At 50.4% G+C, this 25,878-nt stretch carries 26 protein-coding genes and 2 tRNA genes; 15 read left to right on the top strand and 13 right to left on the bottom strand.

Translation table 11 applies throughout. The annotated features are described in order from the left end of the window. Positions 1–56 precede the first annotated feature (56 nt). From pdxY to anmK, 5 genes are all read right to left on the bottom strand, one after another. Positions 57–917 (bottom strand): pyridoxal kinase PdxY, encoded by an 861-nt coding sequence (gene pdxY / locus ABIC79_RS20730; protein ID WP_354568344.1) that lies wholly within the window; start codon positions 915–917, stop codon positions 57–59. A gap of 103 nt (positions 918–1,020) precedes the next feature. After that, entirely contained in the window at positions 1,021–2,295 is a 1,275-nt protein-coding gene (tyrS, locus tag ABIC79_RS20725; RefSeq protein ID WP_013576069.1) for a tyrosine--tRNA ligase, read from the bottom strand. A 162-nt stretch (positions 2,296–2,457) separates the two neighbouring features. Beyond that, positions 2,458–3,123 carry a pyridoxamine 5'-phosphate oxidase gene (pdxH, locus tag ABIC79_RS20720; protein WP_013576070.1) on the bottom strand — a complete coding sequence of 222 codons (666 nt, stop codon included), beginning with the start codon at positions 3,121–3,123 and terminating at the stop codon, positions 2,458–2,460. 127 nt (positions 3,124–3,250) lie between these two features. Further along, complete coding sequence (locus ABIC79_RS20715; protein WP_354568341.1) at positions 3,251–3,562, bottom strand: MliC family protein; 312 nt, start codon at positions 3,560–3,562, stop codon at positions 3,251–3,253. Positions 3,563–3,646: 84 nt separating this feature from the next. Next, on the bottom strand, positions 3,647–4,765 hold the full coding sequence (gene anmK / locus ABIC79_RS20710; protein WP_015690121.1) for an anhydro-N-acetylmuramic acid kinase: 1,119 nt from the start codon (positions 4,763–4,765) through the stop codon (positions 3,647–3,649). A gap of 397 nt (positions 4,766–5,162) precedes the next feature. Here anmK and ABIC79_RS20705 point away from each other — a divergent pair, with 397 nt between their 5' ends. Next, positions 5,163–5,633: an outer membrane lipoprotein gene (locus ABIC79_RS20705; protein ID WP_013576073.1), complete on the top strand. Its 471-nt coding sequence runs from the start codon at positions 5,163–5,165 to the stop codon at positions 5,631–5,633. 111 nt (positions 5,634–5,744) lie between these two features. On the opposite strand, the gene slyA is transcribed toward ABIC79_RS20705, so the two are convergent. Further along, positions 5,745–6,179 carry a transcriptional regulator SlyA gene (slyA, locus tag ABIC79_RS20700; protein WP_013576074.1) on the bottom strand — a complete coding sequence of 145 codons (435 nt, stop codon included), beginning with the start codon at positions 6,177–6,179 and terminating at the stop codon, positions 5,745–5,747. A gap of 194 nt (positions 6,180–6,373) precedes the next feature. On the opposite strand from slyA, the gene ABIC79_RS20695 reads away from it, so the two are divergent. From ABIC79_RS20695 to ABIC79_RS20685, 3 genes are read left to right on the top strand one after another with little or no spacing between them, the layout of a single operon-like run. Further along, positions 6,374–6,598 (top strand): DUF1656 domain-containing protein, encoded by a 225-nt coding sequence (locus tag ABIC79_RS20695; RefSeq protein ID WP_015690122.1) that lies wholly within the window; start codon positions 6,374–6,376, stop codon positions 6,596–6,598. A gap of 1 nt (position 6,599) precedes the next feature. Beyond that, positions 6,600–7,457, top strand: coding sequence for an efflux RND transporter periplasmic adaptor subunit (locus ABIC79_RS20690; RefSeq protein WP_354568338.1), 858 nt, complete (start codon positions 6,600–6,602; stop codon positions 7,455–7,457). 9 nt (positions 7,458–7,466) lie between these two features. Continuing rightward, positions 7,467–9,518, top strand: a complete 2,052-nt coding sequence (locus ABIC79_RS20685) for an FUSC family protein (protein WP_119261782.1) — start codon at positions 7,467–7,469, stop codon at positions 9,516–9,518. 5 nt (positions 9,519–9,523) lie between these two features. On the opposite strand, the gene ABIC79_RS20680 is transcribed toward ABIC79_RS20685, so the two are convergent. After that, on the bottom strand, positions 9,524–10,420 hold the full coding sequence (locus tag ABIC79_RS20680; protein ID WP_112152180.1) for an aldo/keto reductase: 897 nt from the start codon (positions 10,418–10,420) through the stop codon (positions 9,524–9,526). A gap of 129 nt (positions 10,421–10,549) precedes the next feature. Then, positions 10,550–10,789: a DUF1289 domain-containing protein gene (locus ABIC79_RS20675; RefSeq protein WP_013576079.1), complete on the bottom strand. Its 240-nt coding sequence runs from the start codon at positions 10,787–10,789 to the stop codon at positions 10,550–10,552. A gap of 406 nt (positions 10,790–11,195) precedes the next feature. On the opposite strand from ABIC79_RS20675, the gene ABIC79_RS20670 reads away from it, so the two are divergent. From ABIC79_RS20670 to rnt, 3 genes are all read left to right on the top strand, one after another. Beyond that, positions 11,196–12,293 carry an alkene reductase gene (locus ABIC79_RS20670; RefSeq protein ID WP_037035300.1) on the top strand — a complete coding sequence of 366 codons (1,098 nt, stop codon included), beginning with the start codon at positions 11,196–11,198 and terminating at the stop codon, positions 12,291–12,293. Between the two features lie 161 nt (positions 12,294–12,454). After that, complete coding sequence (gene gloA, locus ABIC79_RS20665; protein WP_013576081.1) at positions 12,455–12,862, top strand: lactoylglutathione lyase; 408 nt, start codon at positions 12,455–12,457, stop codon at positions 12,860–12,862. A gap of 92 nt (positions 12,863–12,954) precedes the next feature. Then, entirely contained in the window at positions 12,955–13,671 is a 717-nt protein-coding gene (gene rnt, locus ABIC79_RS20660) for a ribonuclease T (RefSeq protein ID WP_013576082.1), read from the top strand. A 75-nt stretch (positions 13,672–13,746) separates the two neighbouring features. Here the strand turns inward: rnt and ABIC79_RS20655 are convergent, their stop codons facing one another. Together ABIC79_RS20655 and ABIC79_RS20650 are read right to left on the bottom strand one after the other, a co-directional pair. After that, complete coding sequence (locus ABIC79_RS20655; RefSeq protein ID WP_013576083.1) at positions 13,747–14,106, bottom strand: Grx4 family monothiol glutaredoxin; 360 nt, start codon at positions 14,104–14,106, stop codon at positions 13,747–13,749. After that, entirely contained in the window at positions 14,087–14,215 is a 129-nt protein-coding gene (locus tag ABIC79_RS20650; RefSeq protein ID WP_255347866.1) for a hypothetical protein, read from the bottom strand. Before ABIC79_RS20650 ends, ABIC79_RS20655 begins: the two co-directional genes overlap by 20 nt. Before the next feature lie 353 nt (positions 14,216–14,568). Here ABIC79_RS20650 and ABIC79_RS20645 point away from each other — a divergent pair, with 353 nt between their 5' ends. Next, positions 14,569–15,468: a C40 family peptidase gene (locus tag ABIC79_RS20645; protein WP_013576084.1), complete on the top strand. Its 900-nt coding sequence runs from the start codon at positions 14,569–14,571 to the stop codon at positions 15,466–15,468. Positions 15,469–15,633: 165 nt separating this feature from the next. Here the strand turns inward: ABIC79_RS20645 and cydH are convergent, their stop codons facing one another. Then, complete coding sequence (cydH, locus tag ABIC79_RS20640) at positions 15,634–15,723, bottom strand: cytochrome bd-I oxidase subunit CydH (RefSeq protein WP_122095584.1); 90 nt, start codon at positions 15,721–15,723, stop codon at positions 15,634–15,636. Positions 15,724–16,056: 333 nt separating this feature from the next. On the opposite strand from cydH, the gene purR reads away from it, so the two are divergent. Further along, positions 16,057–17,082 carry an HTH-type transcriptional repressor PurR gene (purR, locus tag ABIC79_RS20635; RefSeq protein WP_013576086.1) on the top strand — a complete coding sequence of 342 codons (1,026 nt, stop codon included), beginning with the start codon at positions 16,057–16,059 and terminating at the stop codon, positions 17,080–17,082. Between the two features lie 36 nt (positions 17,083–17,118). On the opposite strand, the gene punR is transcribed toward purR, so the two are convergent. Continuing rightward, positions 17,119–18,024 (bottom strand): DNA-binding transcriptional activator PunR, encoded by a 906-nt coding sequence (punR, locus tag ABIC79_RS20630; protein ID WP_013576087.1) that lies wholly within the window; start codon positions 18,022–18,024, stop codon positions 17,119–17,121. A 136-nt stretch (positions 18,025–18,160) separates the two neighbouring features. Here punR and punC point away from each other — a divergent pair, with 136 nt between their 5' ends. Together punC and cfa are read left to right on the top strand one after the other, a co-directional pair. Continuing rightward, on the top strand, positions 18,161–19,372 hold the full coding sequence (gene punC / locus ABIC79_RS20625) for a purine nucleoside transporter PunC (RefSeq protein WP_013576088.1): 1,212 nt from the start codon (positions 18,161–18,163) through the stop codon (positions 19,370–19,372). A 360-nt stretch (positions 19,373–19,732) separates the two neighbouring features. Next, complete coding sequence (gene cfa, locus ABIC79_RS20620; protein ID WP_013576089.1) at positions 19,733–20,884, top strand: cyclopropane fatty acyl phospholipid synthase; 1,152 nt, start codon at positions 19,733–19,735, stop codon at positions 20,882–20,884. A 78-nt stretch (positions 20,885–20,962) separates the two neighbouring features. Here cfa and ABIC79_RS20615 read toward each other — a convergent pair whose 3' ends face one another. Next, positions 20,963–21,616 (bottom strand): riboflavin synthase, encoded by a 654-nt coding sequence (locus ABIC79_RS20615; RefSeq protein ID WP_013576090.1) that lies wholly within the window; start codon positions 21,614–21,616, stop codon positions 20,963–20,965. Positions 21,617–21,870: 254 nt separating this feature from the next. Between ABIC79_RS20615 and ABIC79_RS20610 the strand changes: the two genes are divergently transcribed. From ABIC79_RS20610 to pykF, 4 genes are all read left to right on the top strand, one after another. Next, on the top strand, positions 21,871–23,244 hold the full coding sequence (locus ABIC79_RS20610) for an MATE family efflux transporter (RefSeq protein ID WP_013576091.1): 1,374 nt from the start codon (positions 21,871–21,873) through the stop codon (positions 23,242–23,244). 221 nt (positions 23,245–23,465) lie between these two features. Beyond that, a tRNA-Val gene (locus ABIC79_RS20605) sits at positions 23,466–23,542 on the top strand. A gap of 29 nt (positions 23,543–23,571) precedes the next feature. Then, positions 23,572–23,648 (top strand) — tRNA-Val (locus tag ABIC79_RS20600). 547 nt (positions 23,649–24,195) lie between these two features. After that, entirely contained in the window at positions 24,196–25,608 is a 1,413-nt protein-coding gene (pykF, locus tag ABIC79_RS20595; RefSeq protein WP_354568330.1) for a pyruvate kinase PykF, read from the top strand. Positions 25,609–25,878 lie beyond the last annotated feature (270 nt).

Here is a 25,878-nt window from a genome sequence, read left to right as displayed (position 1 = left end):
GGCAGCTACAGCGCGGGGCGTTTTTTTATTCAGGAAAAGAGGTATTCAGGCAGTGATTACAGTTTTACCGCCGGGAAATGATGCTCAGGTTTGACCATTTTGTCCTGCGCTGCCACGATTTGCAGCTCGTATTCACCCATCGCATGCGTCGCCAGCATGACTTCATAAACTGCAGCGGTCACGTGCTCAAGCGCTTTATCCAGTGCTTCACCCTTGAGCAAATTCACCAGCAATAAACCGCTGGTCAGGTCACCCACGCCAACCGGCTGACGGACACCGAAATCAACCAGCGGACGGTCGATGTGCCACGCTTCACTCGCAGTAACCAACAGCATTTCAAAACGGTCACTGTGATAACCAGCGCGGCTCAGGTGCTTCACCAGCACAATTTTCGGGCCTTTGCTGATCAGCTCCCGCGCAGTGGCGACGGCTTCTTCAAAGCTTGCCACTGCGTGACCGCTCAGCAGTTCAAGCTCCAGCAGATTCGGCGCGATAATGTCACAGTTAACCAGCGCCTGGTTGCAATGGAACTCAGCAACGCCCGGCGCCACGATACAGCCTTTTTCAGGATGTCCCATGACCGGATCGCAAAAATACCAGGCATCGGGATTCGCAGCTTTCACCCGACGAACAATCTCCAGAATACTTTGCCCTTGCTCCGGCGAACCGATATAGCCACTCAGCACCGCGTCGCAATCCTTCAGACGATCAATTTCCGCAATTCCCTGCGCAATTTCAGTCAGATGTGCTGCAGGCATCACGCAGCCGGTCCAGTGTCCGTACTGAGTGTGATTGGAAAACTGAACAGTATTCAGAGGCCAAACGTTTGCGCCCATACGACGCATAGGGAATTCCGCCGCGCTGTTACCCGCGTGTCCAAAAACTGTGTGTGACTGGATAGAAAGAATGCTTTTCATGAAGAATTTCCGATTGCAACGTCATCGGGGAGATGGCGGGATTACTGATATCAGGGAACAAAAACGGGAGACCTTGCAGCCCCCCGTCCTACCGGCCTAAAACTTATGCCCAGAGCAACAGCGTATAGTTCTTTTTACCGCGACGCAGCAAGGTATAACGGCCAAACAGACGATCACTGTCAGCGAAGCTGTATTCTGTATCCGTCTGTTTTTCGCCATTTACAGAAACCGCGTTAGAGGAAATCATGGTACGCGCCTGGCCTTTCGACGGTGCCATACCGGCGATAACCAGCGCCTGTTGCAGATCCGTATCACGAGGCACTTCAAACAGTTCCAGGCCATCCTGCGCAAGCTGGCCGAAATCGACCTCTGTCATCTCGCTCAGGGAACCGGAGAACAGGCTCTGCGTAATGCGTTTTGCGGCCGCCAGACCTTCTGCACCATGAACCATACCGGTGACTTCCTCAGCCAGAACGTACTGTGCGCGTGGCGCTTTACCGCTGGTTTTGTCTTCTTCTTCCAGCGCATTGATGTCTTCAATGCTCATGAAGGTGAAGAATTTCAGGAAGCGGTAAACGTCAGCATCCGCCGTGTTGATCCAGAACTGGTAGAATTTGTACGGGCTGGTTTTCTTCGGATCCAGCCAGACTGCGCCACCTTCAGTTTTACCAAATTTAGTGCCGTCAGATTTGGTGATCAACGGAACGGTCAGGCCAAACACCTGTTTCTGATGCAGACGACGGGTCAGATCGATACCTGACGTAATGTTACCCCATTGGTCCGAACCGCCGATTTGCAGCTCAACTTTGTGCAGATCGTAGAGGGAGGCAAAATCGTAACCCTGCAACAGGTTGTAAGAGAATTCAGTGAAGGAGATACCACTGTCATCACGGTTCAGACGCTGTTTCACCGCTTCTTTATTGATCATCTGGTTAACAGAGAAGTGCTTACCGATATCACGCAGGAAAGTCAGCACGTTCATGCTGCCGAACCAGTCATAGTTATTGGCGGTGATAGCGCTGTTTTCGCCACAGCTGAAATCCAGGAACGGCGAAACCTGCTGGCGGATTTTCTCAACCCATTCATTCACGGTTTCATTGGTGTTCAGCTTGCGCTCCGTGGCTTTAAAGCTCGGGTCGCCGATAAGACCGGTTGCGCCACCCACCAGAGCCACTGGCTTGTGCCCGTTCAGCTGAAAGCGTTTCAGGCAAAGCAAAGGCACCAGATGTCCCAAATGCAAGCTGTCTGCGGTAGGATCGAAACCGCAATAGAGTGCAATTGGCCCTTGCGCCAGTCGCTCTGCTAACGCTTCTTCATCCGTCACCTGGGCAATGAGGCCCCGCTCTTGCAATTGTTTAATCAGGTTGCTGCTCGCCATCAAAGACTCCGTTTGTTTGTACTCAGAAATATGTACTGAATGTGTGCAGATTCATGTCTGACATCATGCCGTGCATGTGCCTTTTCTCTCACCTTTACGGGGAACGACATAGAATAAAGCGCCCGTCGTCCGAGCGCTAGGAAATCGCGTATTTTTTCGTGGTCAGGGGGCGAGGCGGTCTATTTTCCAGCCAGTTTGAGGCTCTGCTTCGTCACGCTGGTAAATGAACCGATCGTGCAGACGATGTTCACCGCCCTGCCAGAACTCCATCGAATCCACTTTGACGCGGAAACCGCCCCAGAAACTTGGCAGCGGCACTTCGCCATTGCTGAATTTCTGTTTCAGTTCGAGGAATTTGCTTTCGAGCACGCCGCGTGCCGAAATTCGGCTGGACTGCTGCGAAACCCATGCGCCGATCTGGCTATCTTTCGGGCGGCTGGTGAAGTATTTCATGACTTCCAGCGTAGAGAGACGTTCTGCCTGACCGAGCACAATCACCTGCCGGTCCAGCATGTGCCACGGAAACAACAGGCTGATGCGTGAGTTGTTTGCCAGTTGCTGCGCCTTGCGACTCCCCAGATTGGTGTAAAACACCAGCCCCTTTTCGTCGTAGTGCTTAAGCAGCACAATGCGCTGGAAAGGCTGTCCGCGCTCATCAACCGTCGCCACCACCATCGCCGTCGGGTCAGCCAGACGGGCGTCACAGGCCTGTTTCAGCCAGTGTTCAAACAAAGGCAGCGGCTCAGGGGTTAAATCAGCACGACGCAGCCCGCCACGGGTGTATTCGCGGCGCGAGTCCGCAATATCAAACTCTTTGTTATCAGACATATGGATTAAGTTGCGTATCTAAGGAAGGTAAGCGCATTGTGCACCCGCCGCGTCAGGATCTCAATGTTCCTGACGCGGCGCGGAGTAAACGCAGCCAGCGCATCTGCAACTCGAAGTATGAAAGGGGTTATTTTTGGACGCAGTCGTCGATAATGACGTTCTCACCACGCTGCACAAAGGCCTGATTACCTTTAGACCAGAACGTGTAATGGCCATCGCTGTATTGGGTGCCAGAAGCGGACTCAATCTGTTTCAGTTTCAGCTGTTCACCATCGAGAACCATACTGACCTGCTGCGCCGGTTTATCCAGCGTGATCGTCAGCGGTAAGGTCCCGCACTGGTAGTTTAATTCTTCTGTCGGACTTTCGGTCTGGTGGCTGAACTGGCTGCATCCTGCCAGTGTGAATCCTGCTAACGTAGCGATAATCGCCTTTTTCATTCGGTGCTCCCTGATGGTCTTCAATTATCTCTTTTATGTACCACGCCCGCAGGCGCAGCACATTGAGATAAAACCGAGAACGCATCAGGAACGGGTTGAAACAACCGGATAAATTGCGCCGAGCAGAGTTTCACGACTTGCACCGGTAACCGACGGCAAATTGCCCGGCTGACCGGATAACGTGCGGAATGCCAGCCAGGCAAACGCCAGTGCTTCCATGTCATCACCGCTGATACCGCAGGCATCCGTGGTGCAAACTTCCGTGCCCGGCAACATGGCTGAGAGTCGCGCCATCAGTAACGGATTGCGCGCCCCGCCGCCACACACCATCAGCCGGTCGCATCCGCCAGCCAGTTGCACTTGCTCGGCGATGCTTACTGCGGTCAGTTCAGCCAGCGTCGCCTGCACATCCGGCGGGGAGATTTCAGGAGCACGCGCCAGTTGCTTTTCCAGCCACGCCATATTGAAATATTCACGCCCGGTACTTTTCGGTGCCGGTTCGGCAAAGTAAGGATCAGACAGCATCTGCTGGAGCAAACGTAAGTTCACCCGCCCCTGATTTGCCCATTCAGCCCCTTTATCATATGGCTGTGCCAGATGACGCCAGACCCACGCATCCATCAACATATTTCCCGGACCGGTATCGTAACCACGCACCGGCTGGCCCGGCAGCAGCATTGAAAGATTCGCGATGCCGCCAATATTGAGGATCATACGGCGCTCGGCCGGATCAGCCAGCAATGCCTGATGGAAAGCAGGCACCAGCGGCGCGCCCTGCCCGCCCCAGGCCATATCCCGGCGACGGAAATCGCCCACGGTGGTAATGCCGGTCATGGCCGCAATGCGGTTGTTATCACCCAGCTGCATAGAAAATGTCGTGTCACCTTTCGGCTGGTGCCAGACAGTTTGCCCGTGGCAGCCAATGGCGGTCACTTCGTCAGGGGAGATATTGGCATTTTTCAACAAACCTAATACGGCCTCACCGAACAAAATACCCAGCTGAGTATCAAGCGTCCCGACCTGTTCAAGCGTCACCTGTTGGCCCTGACACATCCCGAGGATCGCATTTTTCAAAGCCAGAGGAATAGGATGTGAATAGCTGGCTTGCTGCGCGACCATGTGCTCATCAATGGCGGCCAGTACGACATCAACACCGTCGAGACTGGTGCCGGACATCACACCGATATAGCGACCTGACTTCATAGATAACATCCTTAACTCTCCAGGAAACTCGTCAGAAAAAGTAATCACCACAGAGTAATCGGTATTTGAAGGGCAACGCCATGAGTTACTGATTTTTTATTACATGGTGTGATGACTTCGTGTTTTTCTTGTTACGTTTTTTATTCCTGAAAATAGCCGTGTTGTAAAAACCACCAATAACAACATCGGATACCCGTATTTTTGATTGCGCACTTTGCTGTCTAAAACGTAAACCTGCGTTTATTATTAGTTGAGCACGCCTTCTGTATACTAGGTGGAAGTGAAACAAGTATGTTATATGACACCTTCGACACTGATGTTGAACTTGTGCACTGTTTTTTCTCTGTTGGTGCCGCTACTCTCAAACGTATGCAGCAGCATAATAAAGGAGCTATTTATGATTAAGCGTTTACTCGTCGTCGCCCTTGCCGGTGTTTCCCTTGCTGGCTGCGTCAGCGATAACTCTCTGTCTGGCGATGTTTACTCCGCATCCCAGGCGAAGCAAATTCAGCAAGTGACCTACGGCACCATCGTGTCTACCCGTGCAGTACAAATCCAGGGCGGAGATGATGCAAACATCGTCGGCGCACTTGGTGGTGCGGTATTGGGTGGTTTCCTGGGGAATACCGTCGGTGGGGGTACCGGACGTAGTCTGGCAACCGCTGCAGGTGCAGTCGCAGGTGGCGTTGCAGGTCAGGGTGTGCAAAGTTCGCTTAACCGTTCAAACGGCGTAGAACTGCAAATTCGTCGTGATGACGGTACAACCATTCAGGTGGTTCAGAAAGTCGGAGCAACCAAATTCAGCGTCGGCCAGCGTGTGAGCATGGCCAGCAGCGGTAGCACAATTACTGTGTCCCCTGGCGCCTGATTTTCCCGATCTCAACGCAAAAAACCGAAGCCAGTGGCTTCGGTTTTTTTATGGGTAATTCTTTTCTGTCGGATCAAAAGCAACGCTGTGTGACGTAATAAAAGTCGATTTTTATGATTTGCTTTGCAGGGAAGCAATATTTTTTTCCAGCCGGGACAACATCCCGCCCAGTTGTTCGATTTCAGAAGAAGACATGCCGGACAAAATTTCTTTACGCGTGCAATCAATAACTGATTCCATTTCATTAATGATCGGCGCGGCTTCTTCAGTCAGCTTGATGCGCTTAGCACGGCGATCGCTCGCACAAGTCTGACGGGTGATCAGCTTCTTTTCTTCCAGTTGATCAAGCGTACGAACCAGAGACGGTTGCTCAATCCCGATGGCTTTCGCCAGCTGAATCTGAGACTGCTCCGGAGGTAACATATTGATATTATGAAGTGTTACCCAATGTGTTTGCGTGAGTTCCAACGGTTTTAACCGATCGTCAATCAACGCACGCCAGGCACGAACTAATCGTGCTAGATCTGACCCCAGATTCGATTCCAATTATCCCCTCCTTATAATTAGCATGCTAAGATAACTCCCCAGAGTTTAGCTTAGTTTTAGGAACATTAATCGAGAAATTACAATTCTATATATAATAGTAGGTACGATTGCATCCGGAAGCAGAGTCTCTGCTTCCAAAGTTAAGCTTGTTTATAACACAATCACTGGCAGAGATTAATATTGTGAATGCGCAAATGTTTCACTCAGGCTTCCCGCTACCGGATCTGGTCCTGGGTGCCTCACTTTATTTCCCCCCGATGTTCAAAGCATTTTTACTGGGATTCGTATTCTGGCTTTTGATACATCGCGTGCTGCGTGATTGGATTTATTCCGGTGAAGTCTGGCATCCCACCCTGATGGATTTATCTCTTTTTGTGATCTCTATTTGTGCCGCACTGATGCTTATGGTGAACCTCTGAAATGAAATTTAAGACACTCAAATATTTCTCTACCGTGCTGGTTTTCGCGGTCGCAATTTGTGCAGGCTGGTGGATGTGGAATTATTATATGCAATCGCCCTGGACCCGGGACGGCAAAGTGCGCGCCGAGATTGTCAATATCACGCCGGAAGTTTCGGGGCGCATTATTGAAATAAATATCCATGATAACCAGTTTGTTAAAAGCGGAGACCCGCTTTTCAGTCTGGATCCGGTGCCTTTTAAAATCGCTGTTGATAATGCCGAAGCTGCGGTAGCGAAAGCCGCGGCTGATTTAGCCAAAGCCAGTCACGAAGCCCGGCGCCGCAGAGGGCTGGGTACCAATGTTATTTCCGCCGAATCCCTCGATGAATCCAATATCAGCGCCAAAGCTATGCAGGCGGCCTATCAGGCGGCACAGGCATCATTAGAACAGGCCAAATGGAATCTAAGTAAAACCACAATTGTTGCGCCGACTGATGGTTATATCACCAATCTGCAAACTCGCCGTGGAAACTATGCCACGTCCGGGACACCGCTGGTCGGGCTGGTGGATATTCATTCTTTCTACATTCTGGGATATTTCGAAGAAACCAAACTCAAAAATATTCGCGAAGGCAACATGGCGGATATCACACTATTTAACGGCAATATTCCGTTGCAGGGTCGGGTCGAAAGTATTGGCCGGGCTATTTATGACCAGAGCCTCGATGCCCCGGAAGATTTGCTGATGAATGTGAAACCCAATGTGCCGTGGGTACGTCTGGCCCAGCGCGTGCCGGTGCGTATTCAGCTTGAGAATGTGCCGGAACACGTGGTGCTGGTTGCCGGAACCGCCTGCACAATCGCAATCCGTAATTAAGGTGGCGCAGTGAATCTTTCCTGGCTCGAATGGAAAAATACTCCGTGGGGAAAGGCCAGTTGGGGACAATGGCGCTACGCCCTGCGCAATTCCATCGCGATGATACTGGCGCTTTATATCGCTTTTGAATTTCAGATGGACGAGCCTTACTGGGCCCTGACCTCGGCAGCGGTGGTGAGTTTCCCCACCGTCGGCGGCGTTATCAGTAAAAGTATCGGGCGAATTATGGGCAGCCTGCTGGGTGCCGTGGGCGCGGTGTTTATTGCCGGACATTGTCTGAATGAGCCCTGGCTCTTCACTTTTGCCATTGCCGCATGGCTGGGGATTTGTACCTACGTCTCCAACCATTATCAGAACAACGTCTCTTATGCGTTTGCCCTGGCAGGTTACACGGCGGCAATCATTGCGTTCTCCACCGTAGACGTCACCGATGCGACACAGATTTTTGATATCGCACAGGCGCGTGTCGGCGAAGTCATCACCGGTATTTTGTGCGGTGGTTTTATGATGATGGTGCTGCCCAGTACGTCCGACAGTGATGCCCTGCTCACCTCGCTGCGCAAAATGCATACCCGGTTGCTGGAACATGCGCAATTGTTGTGGCGTACGGAAATTTCAGATCAGATCAGAACGTCGCACGAAGGATTGATCGGCCAGATCCTGACCATGAATCTTCTGCGTATCCAGGCATTCTGGAGCCATTACCGCCTGCGTCGCCAAAATAATGTCGTTAATTATTTACTGCATCAGCAATTACGCATGACCAGCTACATTTCCAGCCTGCGCCGGATGCTGCTGAACTGGCCCAATCCCCCGGAAAACTTACAAGAGGTACTGGTCGTTTTGCTTGATGAACTGCGTAAGCCGGACACGGATAAATTCAAGCTGTCCAGAATTCTGCTGCATATTCAGCCACAGGATACGTCTGATTTCCGCCATCAGGCTTTCTGGCACCGTTTACGCGATTTTTGCTGGCTATATCTTCGCAGTGAACGTTGGTTGCAGCGGGTGGAAAATGCCAACGCAGCCAAAGCCGACACTCTCCAGCCACCGAAAATCAGCCATCTTGCCCAGCACACCGATACCCTTGAGGCCGCGTACAACGGGCTGCGGACATTTTTGTGTATTGTGATCGGTTGCGCCTTCTGGATGACGACGCAGTGGGATTCAGGTGCCAGTGCGGTGGCGCTGACAGCTGTCAGTTGCGTGCTTTATTCTTCCACGGCCTCGCCGATCAGCAGTATCACGCTGTTAATAAAATCATTGGGGTTACTGTTTGTCGGTTGTTTCCTGCTGAAATTTGGGCTGATGGTCCAAATCGACAATTTCTGGGTGTTCTGCGCTTTCTTCCTGCCGATGTTAGTGACGATGCAGATGATGAAACTACAATACAAACGTTACGCCGGTTTATGGGGGCAAATGATTGTGTTTATGGGATCTTTTTTAGCCGTCACGAATCCGCCGGATTACGACTATCAGTCTTTTATGAATGACGGCGTAGCGAAAATTGCCGGTGTGATGTTGGCCGGGATTGCCTTTCAGGTGTTAAGGCCCAGCTCTGATAAGCGCAAAAGCCGTCGCATTATCCGCGCCCTGCGTCGTGATTTTATGGATCAGCTTAGCCGTAACCCCTCGCTGAGCCATTTCCAGTTTGAATCCCTGATTTATCACCGGATGAATCAGCTCAATCAAAGTAAAGATCACCTCTCACGAACCTGGTTATTGCGCTGGGGTGTGGTGCTGCTTAATTGCAGCCATATTGTCTGGCAGTTACGCGAATGGGAAACCCGCTCGGATCCGCTGTCTGCGGTGCGGGACGTGTGTATTCATTGTCTGAAAGGGGTAATGACGGAGCGCGGCGTCAGCCATGAAAATCTGGATGCCACGTTGATTGAGTTAATGCGGATGAGCAATTCACTGGCTCACCATCCGGAACCTGCAGCGCGTGAACTGGCAGGCGTGATCTGGCGTTTATACTGCTCGCTGTCACAATTGCAGCAGGCCATCTCAACAGAAGATGGCCCGGCGGATCCCGCTGTCAGCGCCACAAAACCCGCGTGAAAACATTAAGGTACATCAAATCCTAATGCGGCTTTACGAATGCGGAACCATTGCTGACGGGTCATTTCCAGAGACAATGACTTCAGCGCTGACTGCACGCGCCCGATTTTGCCCGAGCCGATAATCGGCAACGGCTGAGACGGCAGCCGCATGACCCAGGCGTAGACCACCTGTTCAATAGTGTCTGCGCCAATTTCATTCGCCACAGTCTGAAGTTCATCACGCAGCGGCTGGAATTCTGTATCGCTGAACAGACGACCGCCCCCCAGACAGGACCACGCCATCGGTTTGATACGCAGTTGCTGGCAAAGATCCAACGTGCCGTCAAGAATGGCGGGCTGATGGATGGGGGAAATTTCTAGCTGATTGGTCACCAGCGAAAACGGCAGACGCGATTGCAACAAGCTGAACTGTGCCGGGGTGAAGTTGGACACACCGAAATGTTTTACTTTGCCGCTTTTATGCAACCGCGTGAACGCCTCAGCGACTTCATCGGCATCCATCAGCGGATCCGGGCGGTGGATCAGCAATAAATCCAGATAATCGGTACGCAGATTGCGCAGTGATTGCTCCGCACGATCCACAATGTACTGCATATCCGTAATGTAATGACCGATTTTGTTGTCGGGATCTGCCGTGGTGGCGATGCCGCATTTACTGACCAGTTGCATTTTTTCGCGCAAAGAGGGGTTAAGACGCAACGCCTCACCAAATGCCGCTTCGCACTGATAGCCGCCATAAATATCTGCATGATCGACTGTCGTAATGCCCATTTCAATGTGCTGTTCCATGAACGCCAGAACCTGTTGCGGCGTCATGTTCCATTCCATCAGCCGCCAGTAACCACAAATCAGCGTTGAAAATACCGGCCCTTGCGGAGAAATCGGGGTGTGTGCTTCCATTGTGAATCCCTTATATTTTCGATTTTCGACCCACAGAATACACAACGCCCGTGGTGCTGTATTGATGCGACGAGCAAGAATTGTCAGGAAGCGGACCGCCGTCACGATGGCGATAAATGACAGGTGAAATCAGAACAACTCCGGTTGCTGCGGCAAGGGTTCGTCCGGCTGTTTTCCTGCACGTTGCTGGCGCAGCAGGCGTTGCTGACATAACCGCAGCACATGGCGTTTTTCTGTGTCAGTCATTTTTATCCAGCCGAAACGCTCCTCGCGACTGCGCAGGCAGCCACGGCAATAACCGCGTTCATCAGCCTGACAAATGCCACGGCATGGACTGGGGATGTCAAAAAATTCGAGCTGCTGAGCCACACACCCTCCGCAAATCATGGTGAACATTTATTCAAGACGCTTTCCTGCTATCCCGCAAGGTAATTTACGTCTTGTGTTTCATTCTTCAAATATCTGCAACACAGATCTGCTACCGTCCGTTTAGCCGTTTTCACCTGTCGGAAAATGGCCCTACTGTTTCGCAAGCCCTCACCAAGAAAACAGAGGTTTGCCCTCACCTCAGCCGGCACCCGCCGGCTCTTTTTCAATCTTTTTTGCCCTTAAAGTATGGATGCAAACCTGAAATCAGGATGCGTTTGGTGAAAAAGCACCGTGCGCGTAGTCACAAACAGGTCAGATGCGATAGAAAGGTGGCATTAAGAAAGGGTCGTTTGACGTGAAAGTTATCCATGAACGTCTTACCGATCAGTCCATTAACGTCGGAGTTATTGAAATGACCAAGCTTTTCACCCCCATTGTTGTCGGTAAAAACACGTTGTCTAACCGTGTCTTTATGGCACCGCTTACCCGTCTGCGCAGCATCGAACCGGGTGACATCCCTACACCGCTCATGGGCGAATATTACGCACAGCGCCACAGTTCTGGCCTGATCATTACTGAAGCCACTCAGGTTTCATTCCAGGCGAAAGGGTATGCCGGCGCACCTGGCCTGCATACGCCGGAACAAGTCGCTGCATGGAAAAAAATCGTGGACGGCGTACATCAGAAAGACGGGCGCATTGCGGTTCAGCTGTGGCACACCGGACGTATCTCGCATAACAGCGTTCAGCCTGACAACCAGACACCGGTCGCGCCTTCGGCCGTCAACCCGAACACGCGGACCAGCTTGCGTGATGAGCAAGGTCACGCCATTCGTGTCGATTGCCCGACACCGCGCGCCTTAGCGCTCAGCGAAATTCCGGGGATCGTGAATGATTTCCGTCATGCTGCCGCCTGCTCCGCCGAAGCTGGTTTCGATTACATCGAACTGCATGCCGCGCACGGCTATCTGCTGCATCAGTTTATGTCTCCGGCGTCCAACCTGCGTGAAGATGAATACGGCGGCAGCATTGAAAACCGTACCCGTCTGACGCTGGAAGTGGTTGATGCTGCCATCGGGGCTATTGGCGCTGAACGTGTGGGCATCCGCATTTCGCCGATGGGTCCCTTCAACGGGCTGGATAACGGCGAAGATCAGGAACAGGCGGCTATCTACCTGCTCGATGAACTGAACAAGCGCAAACTCGCTTACCTGCATATCTCCGAACCGGACTGGGCTGGCGGCAAACCTTACTCCACAGAATTCCGGGCAGTGATCCGTGCGCATTATCAGGGTGTGATTGTGGGGGCTGGTGCTTACACCGCAGAAAAAGGCGAAGAACTGATCGAAAAAGGTTATATCGATGCCGTGGCATTTGGCCGCAGCTATATCGCGAACCCTGATCTGGTTGAGCGCCTGAAATCTCATGCGCCTCTCAACGAACCTAAACCGGAAACTTTCTACGGCGGCGGTGCGCAAGGCTATACCGATTATCCGACACTGTAATAATTAAAAAGAGTGATTCACTTCTTGCAGCAGAAGAGGCCCTCCTTCTGCTGTTTTTTTTGGTCAGTCATTCAACAAGCCGTCGCCGTAATACAGACAAAACGGCGGCTATCAGTTAGGCTTGACCCGTTAACTCTCATCCTGCAAATAAAGAGGAACCTATGCGTTTACTCCACACCATGCTTCGCGTTGGCGATCTGCAACGTGCTATCAGCTTCTATACCGATGTTTTAGGTATGCGTTTGCTGCGTACCAGCGAAAACACTGAATATAAATACTCTCTGGCTTTCGTCGGTTATACCGAAGAAAGTGAAGGTGCAGTGATCGAACTGACCTATAACTGGGGCGTCGACAGCTATGACATCGGCACGGCTTACGGTCATATCGCATTGGGCGTTGATAACGTCGCGCAAACCTGTGATGACATCCGTAATGCAGGCGGGAAAGTGACCCGTGAAGCCGGCCCGGTCAAAGGCGGATCTACCATTATCGCGTTTGTAGAAGATCCGGACGGCTATAAAATCGAGCTGATCGAATCCAAACACGCAGGTCAGGGGCTGGGGAATTAATCTTCCCCGAACACTGACAGGGGCGCAATCGCGCCCTTTTTTATTGACCCATTTTTGCCACAACCCTGCAAGTGGCGGCAAAATTTGCCATAATGCGTGCTGAATTCGATGAAGATAAGAAACTAATGGCCGAGAATAGTGACATTAACGCCCTGAGAGGCCGTTTTCGTGGTTTTTATCCCGTGGTTATCGACGTAGAAACCGCCGGATTTAATGCCAAAACCGATGCGCTGCTGGAAATTGCAGCCATCACCCTGAAGATGGATGAGGACGGCTGGCTGCAAAGCGATGAGACCGTGCATTTCCACGTCGAGCCCTTTGAAGGCGCGATACTGGTGCCGGAAGCCCTGGCGTTTAACGGTATCGATCCGACCAATCCGTTACGCGGTGCAGTCAGTGAATATGAAGCCCTGCACGAGATTTTCAAAGTCATCCGTAAAGGGATGAAAGAGCAAAACTGTAACCGCGCGATCATCGTGGCGCACAACGCCAATTTTGATCACAGCTTCCTGATGGCAGCGGCTGAACGTGCCGGACTGAAACGTAATCCGTTCCACCCTTTTGCCACGTTTGATACCGCCGCATTAAGCGGGCTGGTGCTTGGGCAAACGGTGCTGGCAAAAGCCTGTATCAGCGCGGGCATCGTCTTTGACAGCAGCCAGGCACATTCTGCGTTGTATGACACCGAGCGCACAGCCGAGTTGTTCTGCGAGCTGGTCAACCGCTGGAAACGCTTAGGCGGCTGGCCTCTGGCGCTTTCAGACGAAGAAGTCGAAGACGAAACAGCATCGGAAGAAAATCAGCAATAACAACTTTTGCACCGAACTGAAGACAAAAAAAGAGCGACATCATGTCGCTCTTTTTACTTTCCGGCCGAAAAACCGTTAGTCTTCTGTCGTATTACTCTCTTCAGAAGATTTGTATTTCTCAGCGGTTTCTTTGATCAACTGCTGCAGTTCGCCGCGCTGGAACATCTCAACCACGATGTCGCAGCCGCCAACCAGTTCACCGTCAACCCACAGTTGCGGGAACGTTGGCCAGTTAGCAAATTTTGGCATCTCAGCACGGATGTCCGGGTTCTGCAGGATATCCACGTAAGCGAAACGCTCGCCACAGGCTGAAAGCGCCTGAACAGCCTGAGCGGAGAAACCGCAGCTTGGCAGTTTTGGCGAACCTTTCATGTACAGCAGAATCGGGTTTTCAGAAACTTGCTTCTGAATTTTTTCAATTGTTGGAGTGGTCATTTCTTGCTTCCTCAAGCCGGTACAGGCTGTCACGATCATTACTCTTCACGCGCAGCATAAAGAGACGGTGCGCAATCACAATACCTTCTATTGTAACGATGGCAGCCATCAGATAAAAACGCCATTTTTTGTGGGGTCTTTCTCAATACTGGCATTTTGTTTAACAATCTTTAATGTGTGCGCTCAGGCTCACATCTTTAAACATTCATTGAGAATAACATTTTTGGCGTTCACCGATAACGCCAGATTTGCAAAATTCCATTCTTTAACTTAAATATTAACACCATGAAAAGTGGTTATTTTTTTGACTAAAAATGGCGGTTATTTCGACATAAAAAAAGCCATTAACTTTTTCTCACAATATGATCTAGAATCGAGTCAATTCGTGCTTTTTTGTCAGGTTCTTTTAGGCAATACTCTGACATCCCTGATGTTTAACCTACCACTCATGGTAACGAAGCTATGCGCTTACTGTTCACGCTTTTTGTGCTGCTCTTTACCCAGCTATTTCTGAATATGGCACATGCATCGCCGCAGACACGTGTTTCTGCCGATCAGCGTAAAAGCCATGTTAATCAGGCTGCACCTGAAGAACGGCGAAAGCGAAAAACGGTGGCCGCGAAAACCAGTAAAAAAACTAAAATCGCGCCAGTGACAGAACAAAAAATTCAGGACAAGAATTCGAAGAAGAAAGTTAAAAGTACCGAACTGGCTAAACGAAAGACCACGACGGAGAAAAGTGTCAAAACGACCCGGGCCGAAAGTAAAAAAGAAAAGACACTGAAGACCACGCGGGCCGAAAGCAAAACAGTGAAACACGCCAAAACCCGTTCACTCGCGAAAAACAGCACGGAAAGGGTCAGTAAAAAAGAAGCGTATGGCCGGCACCGTAAAGGTAAAAAGCCCGAAGAAGACAGCAAACCGATTACGCTAAGTGCAACGCATAAAAAACGCTATCAGCATGCCCAGCAAACGGCGATGACCAAACTGATGCATCAGGTAGGAAAACCGTATCGCTGGGGCGGAACCTCGCCGAATACCGGTTTTGATTGCAGCGGCTTAGTCTATTACGCCTACAAAGATTTGATCCGTATTAAAATGCCACGCACAGCGAATGAAATGTATCACCTGCGCGATGCGGCTCCGGTTAAACGCGGCGAACTTGAAAGCGGTGATCTGGTGTTCTTCAGAATCAATAACCGCGGCGCAGCAGACCATGTTGGTGTTTACGTGGGGAACGGCAAGTTTATTCAGTCTCCAAGAACGGGCGAAGACATTAAAATCACCTCTCTCGGCGACGATTACTGGCAAGATCATTATGTGGGTGCACGCCGGGTAATGACGCCGAAAACGATCCGATAATAAACAATTCGTTAAGTCTGAAGTTTCGCTAATCAGCCATTGAATAGCATTTAACGAAGAGTTTCTGCAGGGAAGAGTATCGGCGGTAACGGCCACTGCGTAAAATTGAAAAGGGCGATTCCTGTAACAGGAATCGCCCTTTTTTATGGCGGTTCACTTACTGAATCAGTTCATCACCGCAGTGAAGCTGAAAGCGATAATCATAAGCAAAGCGCATACCGTGGTGATCAACGATAATTTCAGGTTGCTGTCCATCAAACCCCCTTTCGGATCAAATTGTGGCATTTTTTAAGCCACACTAATTGTGTGCCAACGCATTTTCGCATAATTAACATTTAAAATCTTGTGCTGAATGACAATGTATCCCTGAGAATTTTACTTCCACTTTCCTGCATTATAAGAGAAAATTGTCGGTTAACACGCCTGTGTGCCGGTTGATTTCACCCGAGAGCATTTCACGCCTCATTCTGAAGAATCCACCCAACGATTTCACTGCCCTTTTAGAAGCCAGCAGTGAGATCCACGCAAGCAAACGATTAACATAATGCTAACGTGCTGAAACACGTGAGTTCAGGAGTCATTGTTTACATGGCAACGATTAAAGATGTCGCAAAGCGCGCTGGCGTTTCCACTACAACCGTGTCGCACGTCATCAATAAAACACGTTTCGTCGCCGAAGAAACCAAAGAAGCGGTTCTCCTTGCAATCAAAGAGTTACATTACTCGCCGAGTGCTGTAGCCCGCAGTCTGAAGGTCAATAACACCAAAACGATCGGTCTGCTTGCCACCTCCAGCGAAGCGCCCTATTTTGCCGAAGTGATTGAAGCCGTAGAAAACAGCTGCTTCTCCAAAGGCTATACGCTGATTTTGTGTAACTCGCATAATAATCTGGAAAAACAACAAGCCTACCTGCAAATGCTGGCGCAAAAACGCGTCGATGGCTTGCTGGTGATGTGCGCGGAATATCCTGATGAGTTGCTCAATATGCTCGAGGAGCACCGTTCGATCCCAATGGTGGTCATGGACTGGGGCGAAGCGCGTAAGAACTTCACCGACAGCATTATTGATAATGCTTTCGAAGGGGGTTACATGGCCGGGCGTTATCTGATTGAACGCGGTCATCGTGATATTGGGGTGATCCCGGGCCAACTGGCACGTAATACCGGCGGTGGCCGCTTCCAGGGTTTTGTGAAAGCACTGACTGAAGCCAATATTCCGCTGCGTGACGAATGGGTGGTTCAGGGCGATTTCGAGCCGGAATCGGGCTATCAGGCGATGCATAAAATTCTGATGCAGAAGCACCGCCCGACTGCCGTATTTTGTGGCGGCGATGTGATGGCAATGGGCGCAATCTGTGCCGCAGACGAACTGGGCCTGCGCGTCCCTCAGGATATTTCCGTAATCGGTTACGACAATGTGCGTAACGCCCGTTACTTCTCCCCCGCGCTGACAACCGTGCATCAGCCGAAAGAACGTCTGGGTGAAATGGCCTTTACCATGTTGCTGGACAGAATTGTCAGTAAGCGTGAAGAGTCTCAGACCATTGAGGTGCATCCGAAACTGGTCGAACGCCGTTCCGTAGCCGATGGTCCGTACCGCGATTACCGCCGTTAACAGATATCGAACGCCTGCAGATGCAGGCGTTTTTTTCTAATCACGCAGCCATTCCTGATTCATGGTTTCTGTATCGCCCATATATTCCAGCAACCAGGCCAGCGAGGGTGACGGATTGCTTTGATCCCACGTCAGGCAACACGGGCTGTCGGGAAACGTATTTTCCAGCGTCAGCACCTGCAACTTTTTCTGTTCTATCCACGGCGTGACGCGATGAACCGGCATCATACCCACGCATAAGCCTTCGGTCAGGCATTCCAGCGCACAGGTCCAGTCTGGCACGACCAGCCGCCGCTGGTTATCAAGCGTCCATGTATCCCGCTTAGGCAATGTCCGGGAGGTGTCTTCCAGACAGAGTGCAGGATAAGGCCGCAACTCATCATCATTCAGCGCGCCGGATAACTGAGCCAGCGGATGTTGCGGGCTGACGACGCAATGCCAGTCCATAAATCCCATGTCACGAAAACTGAAGCCCCCGCCAACCGGTATCGCGCGTGTAGCACCGATCGCCACGTCTGCCCGCCCGTCAACCAGCGCATCCCAGACACCATTAAACACTTCTGAGTGAATAATGAGTTCGGTGTCCGCAAAATGGCGGTAGAAATCGAGCACCAGACGCCGTGTCCGTGCGGGTTTTACAATCCGGTCAACCGCCACACGTAATTCGCCGCGCCAGCCGTTCGCCACCTGCTGACACTGCCGGCGCGTGGCTATCATTTTTTTTGTCAGAATCCGCGCTTCATCGACAAAAACCTTTCCCGCAGGCGTCAGTACCACGTCACGATGGCGACGTTCAAACAACGGCACGGCCAGCCACTGCTCAAGCTGACGGACGGTATAGCTGATAGCAGAAGGTACGCGGTGCAAATCTTGCGCTGCCGCACTAAAACTACCTGTTCTTGCCACGGCATCTACCACTTCAAGGGCGTATTCTGACCACATAATTCAGCCTTCAATATTTTTGATAGCAGAGTGCAAATATTAGCGTTTCACAAGCCTGTTATCAAAGCGTTAAACTCCGCCTCCGGTATGTAATCTGCATCACATCATCTGCAATAAATAAATTAATGAGACGATAATGAAACCCTCCTTTGGATTTATGCTCTATCTCGCGGGACTGAGCATGCTGGGCTTTTTAGCCACTGATATGTATCTGCCTGCGTTCAGCGCCATGCAAACCAGTCTGATGACCAGCCCCGGGATGATCAGCGCAAGTCTGAGCATTTTTCTCGGCGGATTTGCTCTCGGTCAGTTGTTATGGGGGCCGTTGTCAGACAGGATCGGCCGTAAACCGGTATTGCTTCTTGGTCTGACACTGTTTGCGGTCGGTTGTCTGGGCGTTATCTGGGTTGAGAATGTACGCGCCCTTCTGGCCCTGCGCTTCTTACAGGCGATGGGCGTTTGTGCCGCCGCAGTCACCTGGCAGGCAATCGTTGTTGACCGTTTCTCTGCCGATGTGGCGAAAAAAACCTTCGCCAGCATTATGCCGTTAGTGGCTCTTTCTCCGGCACTGGCACCATTACTTGGTGCGTGGGTACTCAATCATTTTGACTGGGAAGCCATTTTTGCTCTGCTGACCGCAGTCGCCGTCGTCCTGGTGCTGACGACGCTGACTCTGCGTGAGAATAAACCGGCAAAACAAGCGAAGGCTGATAAAACAGGGTTTGCGACGTTACTGAAATCGCCTGTTTACAGCGGGAATGTCATGATTTATGCCGCCTGTTCAGCCGGATTCTTTGCGTGGTTAACGGGTTCACCGTTTATCCTGAGCGACATGGGTTATTCACCCGGTGCCATCGGGCTGAGCTATGTCCCGCAGACTATTGCTTTCCTGCTTGGTGGTTTTGGTTGCCGTGTTGTGATCAGCAAGCTGGACGGTAATAAAATTCTGCCATGGTTACTGGCGGGTTACGGCGTCAGTATGGTGACTTTGTTCTGTGTTGCCATGTTCACGGATGCCGGGCTGATTAGCCTGCTGATCCCTTTCTGTCTGATGGCTTTGGTGAATGGTGCAACCTACCCAATTGTTGTCGCAAATGCATTAATGCCGTTTCCTGCTAATACAGGCAAGGCGGCAGCATTGCAAAATACGCTGCAGCTCGGGCTGTGCTTCCTTGCCAGCTTGCTGGTTTCCGCATTTATTGTGCATCCGCTCATGGCGACAGTCACGATCATGCTGTCTACACTATTGTTGGTAGTTTTGGGCCGCTGGCTCTCTTTGCAGCATGAAAGCCCGCAAGACAATGGACAGGAATCAGAGCAGGAAGCTCAGACAAGGCATGCTAATTAATAGTGATAATACCCTGATGTAACAGTCACTTAACGGGCATTTTCATTCATCACGATTAACTATTGAGAATGCCTGCCAGCGAGCCTATACTCAACAAAACCAAATAAAATAGCACTTTTACAAAACTTTTATCACATACTTAAGCCAGACGCGCGGACAGTGTCACACTTATTTTTTTGTACTTTTTCAAGGATGATTTTCCTGCACGTCTTACGGCGCGCAGGCGTTCTTCTTAATTTCCTCTGTTGGTGTCGAATATCGGGCGAGGCGCTAGTCGTCTGTTCTCATAAAGACCTGCAAAAATAGCCTTTGCTTTTCCCGGCAGGTTAATAAGTCAGAAGAGAAAGTGATGGAGAAGCTATGAGTTCATCGTGTATAGAAGATCAAAGCATTCAGGACAATCAGTGGTACCGGATCGCCAGTGAAATGCTGGCGATGGCAGATATTCAGGTAAACGGTAATCGTCCTTTCGACCTTAAAGTAAAAAACACTGACTTCTTTAAGCGTGTTTTACAGGAAGGTTCTCTGGGCCTCGGTGAAAGTTATATGGACGGTTGGTGGGAATGCGACCGTCTGGATATCTTTTTCCAGCGCGTTATTCGTGCCGGTTTGGAAAGTAAACTCCCCCACCATTTTAAAGATACTTTACGTGTCGCCGCAGCACGCCTGACCAATCTGCAATCCCGCAAACGGGCGTGGATTGTTGGCAAAGAGCATTATGATCTGGGCAACGATTTATTTACTCTGATGCTCGACCCGTACATGCAATATTCCTGCGGCTACTGGAAAGAGGCCACTACGCTTGAAGAAGCACAGGAAGCAAAACTCAAAATGATCTGTGACAAGCTGCAATTAAAACCGGGACAGCGCTTGCTGGATATCGGTTGCGGCTGGGGTGGATTATCAGAGTTTGCGGCAAGAAATTATGGCGTGAGCGTTGTGGGTGTCACGATTTCTGCTGAACAACAAAAACTGGCTCAAAAACGCTGTGAAGGGCTGGATGTCACAATCCTGCTGCAGGATTACCGTGACCTTAATGATCAGTTTGACCGCATTGTTTCTGTCGGAATGTTTGAGCATGTGGGTCCGAAAAATTATCAGACCTATTTTAATGTCGCCAAACGCAATATCAAACCTGACGGCATTTTCCTGCTGCACACCATCGGTTCTAATAAAACAGACCTTAATGTCGATCCGTGGATTGATAAATACATCTTCCCCAACGGTTGCCTGCCGTCGGTTCAACAAATTGCACAAACCAGTGAGTCATTATTTGTAATGGAAGACTGGCACAATATCGGCGCTGATTATGACCGCACGCTGATGGCGTGGAATGAACGCTTCCAGAAACACTGGCCGGAACTGGCGGAAAAATACGGTGAACGTTTCCACCGCATGTTCACCTACTACCTGAATGCCTGCGCCGGTGCTTTCCGCGCCCGGGACATTCAGTTGTGGCAAGTCGTCTTTAGCCCGCAAGGCGTTGATGGCGGAATGCGCGTACCACGCTGATGGTTGTATGCGTTAGCTAATAAAAAACCGGACACTGAATGTCCGGTTTTTTTATGTCAATAAAGGGTCTGAGATAACTTATTCGGCTTTATCGATCATCGCCTGTGCCGTAGCGATCGCCGCTTCACGACTGGCTAATACGCGTTCGACCGTATCGACAATCGCCTGAGTTTGCGGATCGATTTCGATATTAATTTTGTCGCCCAGACGTTTCGTGCCCAGCGTTGTGCGTTGCAAGGTTTCCGGAATTAAATGTACACAGAAACGGGTGCGGGTCACTTCACCGATGGTGAGACTAATACCGTCGATCCCGATATAACCTTTATGTAATACATATTTCATCAAATCTTCATGCGGCATACGGAACCAGATCTGACGGTTATTTTCTGACGTCAGGATTTTTGCCACTTCCGCCGTACAAATAATATGACCAGACATTAAATGTCCGCCAATTTCATCATTAAAACGCGCTGCACGTTCCAGATTAACTGAGTCGCCCTCTTTCAGTTCGCCCAGATTTGTCAGGCGCAGGGTTTCTTTCATCAGATCAAAACTCACCAGGTCACCGTTCACTTCAGTCACCGTCAGGCAGCAACCGTTGTGTGATACCGATGCGCCGAGTTGCAGGTTATCCAGCATATCTTCAGGTAAACGAACAACATGGGTACGGAAATTGGGTTTCTCGTCGATCGATACGACCGTGCCGGTTCCCTGTACAATTCCGGTAAACATAGCCTTTTCCTCAATGTTTGAATCTGTTGTATTAAAACGTCACTCCGTTCAGTTTGCCGCAGAATTAATTGAAAGCCAAATCTCTGCAAGAAGAAATAGCACCGTCTGCTTCAATTCCATTATTTAACCAGCTATTAACAGCTTTGTTTGCTTAAAAATACCGACAATGTACAATCTTCGGACTATTTCTCTCTGTTTAATGCCATCTGTTGTGGCGTTTTTTATTCAATATAATCAAGAAAAAAGGTGTATCTGTGCAGAAGTACCTTGCAGAAGCGCGGGTTTTGTTAGCGCTTGCCATCCCGGTCATCCTTGCGCAAATAGCCCAGACATCCATGGGCGTTGTGGACACAATAATGGCGGGGTCGGTCAGTGCCACGGACATGGCTGCCGTCGCTGTCGGCACCTCAATCTGGTTGCCGGCGATTTTATTCGGACACGGTTTACTCTTGTCACTGACACCAACCATCGCGCATTTAAATGGAGCCGGGCGTCGCGATAAAATTGGTCATCAGGTTCAGCAAGGATTCTGGCTGGCGTCGGGGGTGTCGGTGCTGATCATCGCGGTGCTGTCACAGTGCGACCATATTCTTAGCCTGATGCATAATATTGATCCCGAACTGAAAGCAAAAGCCGTCGGCTATCTGCATGCCATTATGTGGGGCGCTCCGGGCTATTTATTCTTCCAGGTGCTGCGTGACCAGTGTGAAGGTTTGTCAAAAACCAAGCCAGGCATGGTGTTCGGCTTTATCGGTCTGCTGGTGAACATTCCCGTGAATTACATTTTTATTTACGGCAAGTTCGGTGCGCCCGCGCTCGGTGGCGTCGGCTGTGGTGTCGCCACGGGGACCGTATATTGGGTCATGTTCTTCATCATGCGGATTTACGTACGTCGCAATCGTGCCCTGCGCGATACTCAGCCGCATTCGCGGTTTGCGAAACCCGACTGGCCGACATTGCGACGTCTGATCCAGCTCGGTATGCCAATCGCACTGGCATTATTTTTCGAAGTGACACTGTTTGCGATCGTTGCCCTGCTCGTCTCCCCACTTGGGATCGTGGCTGTCGCCAGTCACCAGATTGCGCTCAACGTCGGTTCCCTGATGTTCGTCATCCCGCTGTCTTTAGGTGTCGCCGCCACGATTCGTGTGGGTTCGCGGCTGGGGGAATCGTCGGTTGAAGGCGCGAAGATTGCGGCTTATACCAGTATAGGAACGGGAATTATGATGGCCTGTTGCACCAGTCTGACGGCCATCATTTTCCGCGAGCACATTGCCTCCCTTTATAATGACAGCCCGGAAGTCGTCACTCTGGCTTCCCATCTTCTGATCTTTGCTGCGCTGTTTCAGATTTCAGATGCGATTCAGGTTATCGGTAGCGGCATTTTGCGGGGTTATAAAGACACACGTTCCATCTTCTATATTACGTTTGTCGCTTACTGGGTGCTGGGCCTGCCGGTAGGGTACGCTCTCGGACTGACCGATATTCTGGTTCCGCAGATGGGCCCCAGCGGTTTCTGGTGCGGATTTATTCTGGGGCTGACCTTCGCAGCGCTGATGATGACATTGCGGATGCGCTGGTTACAGAAGCAACCGTCTTACACCATTTTGCAAAAAGCGGGCCGTTAATCCCCCCGGCTTCATCCGCGTGCTGTGAATATCTGTTCCGGCGCGCGGATTTTTCAGCTATTGCGCTGGCTGTTATGTCTAAAAAAACAACGCAATGCACATAAGCTCGGCAGTCACGCACAATATGACAGGAAAATGTCTTTTTTCCCTTGCCAGTATTCAGAGAGGTCGTTAATATTCGTCCCCGTCGCCAACACTGGCTGATGAAGAAGAAAAACGATGCGTCCGTAGCTCAGTTGGTTAGAGCACCACCTTGACATGGTGGGGGTCGGTGGTTCGAGTCCACTCGGACGCACCATCTTTCTTAGCAGTACCGTTGCATATTGTGCGTCCGTAGCTCAGTTGGTTAGAGCACCACCTTGACATGGTGGGGGTCGGTGGTTCGAGTCCACTCGGACGCACCAAAGCAACTTCCTGAACTCTCCCTTGTGCATCAAACTCCCTGGAACGACCTGAACCTCTCTGCTGGCTTTTATTTTCCCTGATAAATTTACGTTAAGTCATCCGTTTGTATTTTTTAAGATTATTTCCCGTATGTATCATTTTTGACACTTGCGTGAACAAACCGTTATCACTTCTGCTTTCACCCCTGCCCGCATTGGGTAATTTCAAAACAACGTTCCGAAATCTGCCCTAAGCTTGCGCCGCATCACGTTTTTTATTTGGTTTCCCAACCTGTTCCCCTCTATAATACGCATCGTCTCTTCGATTGAATGGTTTCAGCCCCTTGATCTGTCGATATCGCACTTACAAAAGCATCACCACTCCAGTAGCGATGATAAATCGCACAAATCGCTATGCTTTGGCTGAACTTACTACACCATTCCTTTCACAGTCTTCTACGCTTAGTAATGATTTGCTTCAATCAGGCACCACCTCAATTCCGCGCGGGCAGCGATGCTGTCAGGCAAACACTTTTCCAATCCATCACAACTTGTAGATAAAATCGTCATGAAAAAGACCAAAATTGTTTGTACCATCGGACCGAAAACTGAATCCGAAGAAATGCTGACCAAGCTGCTTGATGCAGGCATGAACGTTATGCGTCTGAACTTCTCTCACGGTGATTATGAAGAGCACGGTCAGCGCATTCAAAATATCCGCAACGTGATGGCGAAGACCGGTCACAAAGCGGCAATTCTGCTGGACACCAAAGGTCCTGAAATCCGCACCATGAAACTGGAAGGCGGCAAAGACGCTTCTCTGGTTGCGGGTCAGACTTACACTTTCACCACGGATCAAAGCGTTATCGGTAACACCGAACGTGTTGCGGTTACCTATCAGGGTTTTGCTGCTGACTTGAAAATCGGCAACACCATTCTGGTCGATGACGGCCTGATTGGTATGGAAGTGACCAACGTCACCGAAACCGACGTGACCTGTAAAGTGCTGAACAACGGCGACCTGGGCGAAAACAAAGGCGTTAACCTGCCAGGTGTTTCTATCGCACTGCCAGCGCTGGCTGAAAAAGACAAACGTGACCTGATCTTCGGTTGCGAGCAAGGCGTTGACTTCGTCGCGGCTTCTTTCATCCGTAAACGTTCTGACGTTCTGGAAATCCGCGAACACCTGAAAGCACACGGTGGCGAACACATCCAGATCATCTCCAAAATCGAAAACCAGGAAGGCCTGAACAACTTCGACGAAATCCTCGAAGCGTCAGACGGCATCATGGTTGCCCGTGGTGACCTGGGTGTTGAAATCCCGGTTGAAGAAGTTATCTTCGCGCAGAAGATGATGATTGAGAAATGTAACCGTGCACGCAAAGTGGTTATTACCGCTACGCAAATGCTCGATTCCATGATCAAAAACCCACGCCCTACCCGTGCAGAAGCTGGCGACGTAGCTAACGCCATCATCGACGGTACCGACGCAGTGATGCTGTCTGGTGAAAGTGCGAAAGGTAAATACCCGCTGGAAGCTGTAACAATCATGGCTACCATCTGTGACCGTACTGACCGCGTAATGCAAAGCCGTATTGATGACCAGAACGAAAATCGCAAGCTGCGTATCACAGAAGCGGTTTGTCGTGGTGCTGTTGAAACTGCAGAGAAACTGGACGCGCCACTGATCGTCGTTGCCACCAGCGGCGGTAAATCAGCAAAAGCCGTGCGTAAATACTTCCCGCATGCGACTATCCTTGCCCTGACCACTAATGAAATCACCGCACGTCAGTTGATCCTGACCAAAGGTGTGGTGACGCAACTGGTGAAAGAGATTGCTTCTACTGACGACTTCTACCGTATCGGTAAAGAAGCGGCGATTGAAAGCGGTCTGGCACAGAAAGGTGATATCGTAGTGATGGTTTCTGGCGCACTGGTACAGAGCGGTACAACCAATACTTCATCGGTGCATGTTGTTTAATTAAAAACGTGACCAAGAGCATTAATGAACGCCGCGAAATGTGGCGTTTATTTATTCAAAAAGTATCTTCTTTCATAAAAAGTGCTAAATGCAGTAGCTGCAAAATTGGGATAAGTCCCATGGAATACGGCTGTTTTCGCTGCAATTTTTAACTTTTTCGTAAAAAAAGATGTTTCTTTGAGCGAACGATCAAAATATAGCGTCTACCGGCAAAAAATTATTCTCATTAGAAAATAGTTTGTGTAATACTTGTAACGCTACATGGAGATT

Source organism: Rahnella sp. 2050, assembly GCF_040544515.1.
In the GTDB taxonomy this organism is placed as follows: domain Bacteria; phylum Pseudomonadota; class Gammaproteobacteria; order Enterobacterales; family Enterobacteriaceae; genus Rahnella; species Rahnella aceris.
This window is presented reverse-complemented; position numbering and strand designations above follow the sequence as displayed.